At 69.6% G+C, this 5,435-nt stretch carries 3 protein-coding genes and 1 pseudogene; all 4 read left to right on the top strand.

Annotated elements, in window-relative coordinates; translation table 11 throughout:
- Positions 1 to 845 precede the first annotated feature (845 nt).
- The 4 genes and pseudogenes from ACZ434_RS32680 to ACZ434_RS32665 all read left to right on the top strand — a co-directional run bounded on the left by ACZ434_RS32680 (position 846) and on the right by ACZ434_RS32665 (position 5,366).
- Positions 846 to 992 (top strand): hypothetical protein, encoded by a 147-nt coding sequence (locus ACZ434_RS32680; RefSeq protein ID WP_468462350.1) that lies wholly within the window; start codon positions 846 to 848, stop codon positions 990 to 992.
- A gap of 43 nt (positions 993 to 1,035) precedes the next feature.
- Positions 1,036 to 3,684, top strand: a complete 2,649-nt coding sequence (locus tag ACZ434_RS32675) for a helicase associated domain-containing protein (protein WP_468462348.1) — start codon at positions 1,036 to 1,038, stop codon at positions 3,682 to 3,684.
- A gap of 100 nt (positions 3,685 to 3,784) precedes the next feature.
- Positions 3,785 to 4,255: pseudogene (locus ACZ434_RS32670) on the top strand (TniQ family protein); the annotation flags it as partial.
- Positions 4,256 to 5,108: 853 nt separating this feature from the next.
- Positions 5,109 to 5,366, top strand: a complete 258-nt coding sequence (locus ACZ434_RS32665; protein WP_468462352.1) for a hypothetical protein — start codon at positions 5,109 to 5,111, stop codon at positions 5,364 to 5,366.
- The last annotated feature ends 69 nt before the right edge of the window (positions 5,367 to 5,435 follow it).

Raw genomic sequence — 5,435 nt, 5'->3', positions numbered from 1 at the left:
CCCGCGGAGCGGGTACCCCATCGCTGCGCGATGGGCAAGCGAACCCCCGTGCTGCGCACGGGGGTTGCGCTCCCGCTCCGCGGGAGCGCTGGCGGGTGGCTGCGCCACCCGCTCAACCCCGATGCTGCGCATCGGGGTTGCCGCTCCGTCCGCTGCGCTCCCGGAGCAGCGGGACTTCGTCCCGCTGCCGGGCTTCCGCTGCGCTGCAGCCCGGGCCGGCGGGTCCGCTGCGCTCCCCCGCTTGGTGGTCCTTCCGGCTGCGCCTCCGGGACCGTTGGGGCCCGCTGGCGCGGGCCGGGCTGGCTACGAGAGTGGGGGGTGCTCCTTCATTTCGGGTGTCGGTGTAGTGGGTGCATCAGGTTGATGCACCATGTAGTGTTGGCGGAAACACGGGACACCCCTCAACCACCCGATGCGGTTCCGGATGCCCGCGCTTTTCGGAAAAAGGGAAAACGCATGTGGAGTGCTCAGGACGTGGCGCGGGATCAGGTCCGGCGTCAGGCGAGTGGCCTGGCCGTCGCCGCCGTTGCGGAAAAGGTCGCGGAGGCCGCTGTCCATGAGCGGGAGACCGCGGAGCAGTTGAGGGGCAACGGTTCCTTCTACGAGTTCGAGATGGACCGGGAGCGGTTGGCTGCCATCTGGTGGGCCCAGCACGCTGAGTGGCAGCGCGTCAGGGACTTGATGACTGCAGCCGGCTGGAGCGTGTACGAGCCGGAGCGGGATGCTCAGGGCTCGGTGTGGGCTCGTGAGCGTGAGGAGCGACTTGCTGGTGCGCTTGCGGCGCAGGCCGCCTTGGGGAACGGCGGGGGGGGGAGGAAGCGGATGAGCTGCGGGCGGAGGTCCGGTTGTCCGCCGCGTCCAGTCAACTGATCCGGGTGGTGGCCGGCCGGACGGGGCTGCGCCCCTGTGAGGTCTTGGCCCAGCTGGCCGAGCGGATCGTCGTGGGCGAGGACGGTACGGTGTCCGTCCCGCCCTTCATGCCGTCCTGGTGATTTTTGAAGCGAGCAGAAAAGAAGGAAGCGGAGGAGCGTGGGAATGCTGGGTATTCGGCTTCGGGAACATCAGGTCGATCAGAAGTCGGCGTTTCGGAGGTGGGTGGGATTTCCTGCAAGGTCGTCTGTGCCGTCGGAGGGGGCGCGGGGGACGATCGTGTCCGCGACCGGCTCGGGCAAGACGATCATGGCTGCCGCGTGTGCGCTGGAGTGCTTCCCGGGCGGGCGGGTCCTGGTGACCGTGCCGACCCTGGACCTGCTCGCGCAGACCGCTGAGGCGTGGCGGCTGGTGGGCCACCGGGTCCCGATGGTGGCGGTGTGCTCGCTGGAGAAGGACGAGGTCCTGGAGCGGCTCGGGGTGCGCACCACCACCAACGCGATCCAGCTCGCCCTGTGGGCCGGGAGCGGGCCCGTCGTCGTGTTCGCCACGTACGCCTCTCTCGTGGACCGTGAGGATCCAGAGGACCCCTTGGGCCAGGGGAAGGTGCGCGGGCCGTTGGAGGCTGCCCTGGCGGGCGGGGATCGGCTGTACGGGCAGCGGATGAGCGGGTTCGACCTCGCGATCGTGGACGAGGCCCACTCCACTGCAGGTGATCTTGGCAGGCCGTGGGCGGCGATCCACGACAACGCCCGGATCCCGGCGGACTTCCGGCTGTACCTGACCGCGACCCCGCGCATCCTCGCCTCGCCCCGGCTGCAGCAGGGCGCGGGCGGTCAGGAGCTGGAGCTCGCGTCGATGGGCCAGGACTCCGAGACCTACGGGCCGTGGCTGGCCGAGCTCGGGCTCTCGGAGGCGATCGAGCGGGGCATCCTCGCCGGGTTCGAGATCGACGTGCTGGAGATCCGTGACCCTTCGCCTGTCCTCGGGGAGTCGGAGGAGGCGCAGCGGGGTCGGCGTCTCGCCTTGCTGCAGACCGCACTGTTGGAGCACGCGGCGGCGTACAACCTGCGTACGGTCATGACGTTCCACCAGAAGGTGGAAGAGGCAGCCGCGTTCACGGACAAGCTGCGCGAGACCGCTGCCGAGCTGTACGCAGGCGACGCCACCGACGACGACCTGGCGGCCACGGACCGGCTCCCCGCCTCGTCGATCGACGCACAGTTCTACGAGCTGGAGGCCGGCCGCCACGTACCCCCGGACCGCGTCTGGTCGGCCTGGCTGTGCGGCGACCACCTCGTCGCCGAGCGGCGCGAAGTGATCCGGCAGTTCGCAGGCGGCATCGATGCCGCGGGCCGGCGCGTCCACCGGGCGTTCCTCGCGAGCTGTCGCGTGCTCGGGGAAGGCGTGGACATCACCGGCGAACGGGGCGTGGAAGCCGTCTGCTTCGCCGACACCCGCACCTCCCAGGTCGAGATCGTGCAGAACATCGGCCGGGCACTCAGGTTGAACCGGGACGGCACCACGAAGATCGCGCGGATCATCGTGCCCGTCTTCCTCCAGCCCGGCGAGGACCCCACCGACATGATCGCCTCCGCCAGCTACCGCCCCCTCGTAGCCGTGCTCCAAGGCCTGCGCTCCCACGATGAACGACTCGTAGAACAGCTCGCTTCCCGCGCCCTCACCAGCGGACAGCGCAAGGTGCACGTCCGGCGCGACGAGGATGGGCGGATCGTCGGGGCCGGCGGCGAGAGTGACGGCGAGGAGCAGGGCGACACCGACGGCGCCGCCGAGTCCGCGCTGCTCCACTTCTCCTCTCCCCGGAACGCCAGCACGATTGCGGCGTTCCTGCGCACCCGGGTCTACCGGCCGGAGTCCCTGGTGTGGCTGGAGGGCTACCAGGCCCTCATCCGCTGGCGAGCCGAGAACGGCATCACCGGCCTGTACGCCGTCCCGTACGACACGGAGACCGAGGTCGGCGTGACAAAGGACTTCCCGCTGGGGAGGTGGATGCACCAGCAGAGAAAGGCGCTGCGGGCGGGTGAGCTGGAGCCGCGGCGCAAAGAACTACTCGACGCCCCGGAAGCCGGCATGGTCTGGGAACCGGGCGAAGAAGCATGGGAGAACAAACTCGCCGTACTCCGGTCCTACCGGCGCGCCCACAAACACCTCGCACCCCGCCAGGACGCGGTCTGGGGCGACGGCGACGGCGAGCTCGTGCCTGTGGGCCAGCATGCGGCGAATCTGCGCCGACGGGACGGCTTGGGCAAGGACCCCGAGCGCGCGGCGACACGGGCCGCACAACTCGCGGCGATCGACCCGGACTGGAACTGCCCCTGGCCCCTCGACTGGCAGCGCCACTACCGCGTCCTCGCCGAGCTCGTCGCCGACGAACCAGGTGGCCGGCTCCCTCACATCGCTCCTGGCGTGCTCTTCGAAGGCGATGATCTAGGGCGGTGGATCGAGCGGCAGGCGACGTCCTGGGCGGAGTTGTCTGAGGAGCAGCAACGGCGGCTGTCCGAGCTGGGCATGACACCCGCCGAGCGGTCCGCCTCGGCCTCGTCGAAGGGTGCCGCGAAGGCAGCCGGGAAGCCTTCCGCAGCTTTCCAGCGTGGCGTGGCGGCCCTCGCCCAGTACATGGCCCGTGAAGGCCACCACCGCGTCCCCAGGGCCCACACTGAAGAAATTGCGGTGGAGGGCCAGAAGCACGAGCACCGGCTGGGGATCTGGTACAGCAACCTCCGCAGCCGCCGCGACAAGCTCACCGAGCCCCAGCGGGCGGCGATCACAGCGCTGGGCGTCGAATGGGCATGATTTCTTGCGTTTGAGGGGCACCAGGCCGCTCAGGCTTGCACCGTAATCAGGTGAGGCCTGCGGGTGGTTATGCGGAACGGGGCTGACGGTCTGGGGTGGAATGAGCAGTGGGAGTCGGGAGCTTGCAGCGGCTGGGGCGGTCGCGTTGCCGAGCGGTGTCTTGCGCGTGGGGCCGCTGCAGGGGGAGATGACGCAGTCGTTCTTGATCCGGCTGGCGGCACGGTACGGGGTGGCGTTCAGGGACTTGCTGGCGGTGATCGTCGATGTGGGCGGACTGCCCAACGTGATGGGTAGAGCGCGGCCGGACAGTGAGATCTATTTGAACCAGGAGGCTCGGGAGCGGGTAGCGCAGCTGGGCCGTGTCCCGCAGCATCACCTGCTGCGTGCGCTGCCCGCCTGGACGCAGGAAGAACCTCGCCGTCGGTTCACCACAGGGCCGGCAGCGCAGTTCCACCACACCGGGGAGAAGGTGCTGTGCTGGGGACCAGCTTGCCCTGAATGCACGGCGCGACGTACCGGGAGGAGGGAGGCCGCGCGTCTGTATCTGGGGTCGCAGCAGCGGGTATGCCTGTCTCACCGCCGGTGGCTGATGCAAATGTCGGGCACGGTCGGCCGAGTGGTCGACTTGTCCGGGTGCAGGGAAGTGCTGGAAGCCCGGCGCCGGCATGCGAGGCTGCTGCGTCGTTCCGCACGGGCGGCGGATGCCTTTGAAGTGGCGCAGGCTGTGACCGCGTCGTGGTGGTGGCAGATGTGGCCGCGGGAGCACGTATGGCCGGCGCGGCTGCGGAGTCTGGACAGCGAGGGCCTGGAACCGGAGGTGTGGCGGGTTCTAGCCCGGGAGCTGGTGACCTATCCGGAGACAGTGGCCCTGGCCACGCTGCTGGCCAGGGACGGCTTTAGGCGCCGCGTGGTGGCCGAGGCACAGGGCCATGTTCCGTTTCGCCTGGCTGATCTCCCCGTACTGCTGACGGCTGTCTCAGCCTGCGTGCGGCGGCCCTGGTACGTGGAACAGCTGGCGCAAGAGACGTCAGGTCCGCTCTTTGCGTGGGCGTATCAGTGTGTGCGGGCGCAGGGCGGAACAAGGGCTGCGGGGCAGGCAGTGTGGGCGGTGGCTCCCGCGCACCGCCAGCGCCATCTGGTGGACGAGCTCGCAGCGCGCGCAGGTGCCGATGGCCAGAGTGCAGAGGGGAAGCGGCGGCGCGGACACAGCCGACAGGCGGACGACGCCTTCGCGGCAGGCCTGGCGCATGCCAGCCGCTATGTGCGTGAACGCGGAAACCTTGCCGTCCCGCAGGACACCGTGGTCGATTCCTACCGGCTTGGGGAATGGCTGAGCAACGTCCAGGCCAGGGCCTGGGCGATGGCGCCGGAACCGTGCACAGGCGCTGGCGGCCTTGGACCCGTGGTGGAACGTCCCCTGGTCGGTGCAGTGGCAGCGCTCGTACTACCGGGCGCGCGATCACGCCGCCGTGGACGGTCCGCCAGATGCAGCCGCAGGATTTCCCGGCACGCAGATCCTCAATGGCGAGTGGCTGTATCTGCAGTGCACCCGCTACAGCACTCTGCACCCTGAGCAACGGCGTCTGCTGGCGGACATCGGCATCACGGCCGAGGTGGCCCGCATCGCTCTGCCGCGGCGGATCCCCATCCAGGCCGGGGTCATGTCCCCTGTCGTGGTGTAGGCGATCAGTCGTCTGACGTGGCGGGTAGGACGGTTGGGGCATCGAGGTAGAGGGCGTCCATGCTCTCGT

It is taken from the genome of Streptomyces sp. NPDC030893 (assembly GCF_055571535.1).
The sequence above is the reverse complement of the archived record's forward strand: the minus strand, read 5'-3'. Positions and strand labels throughout refer to the sequence as shown.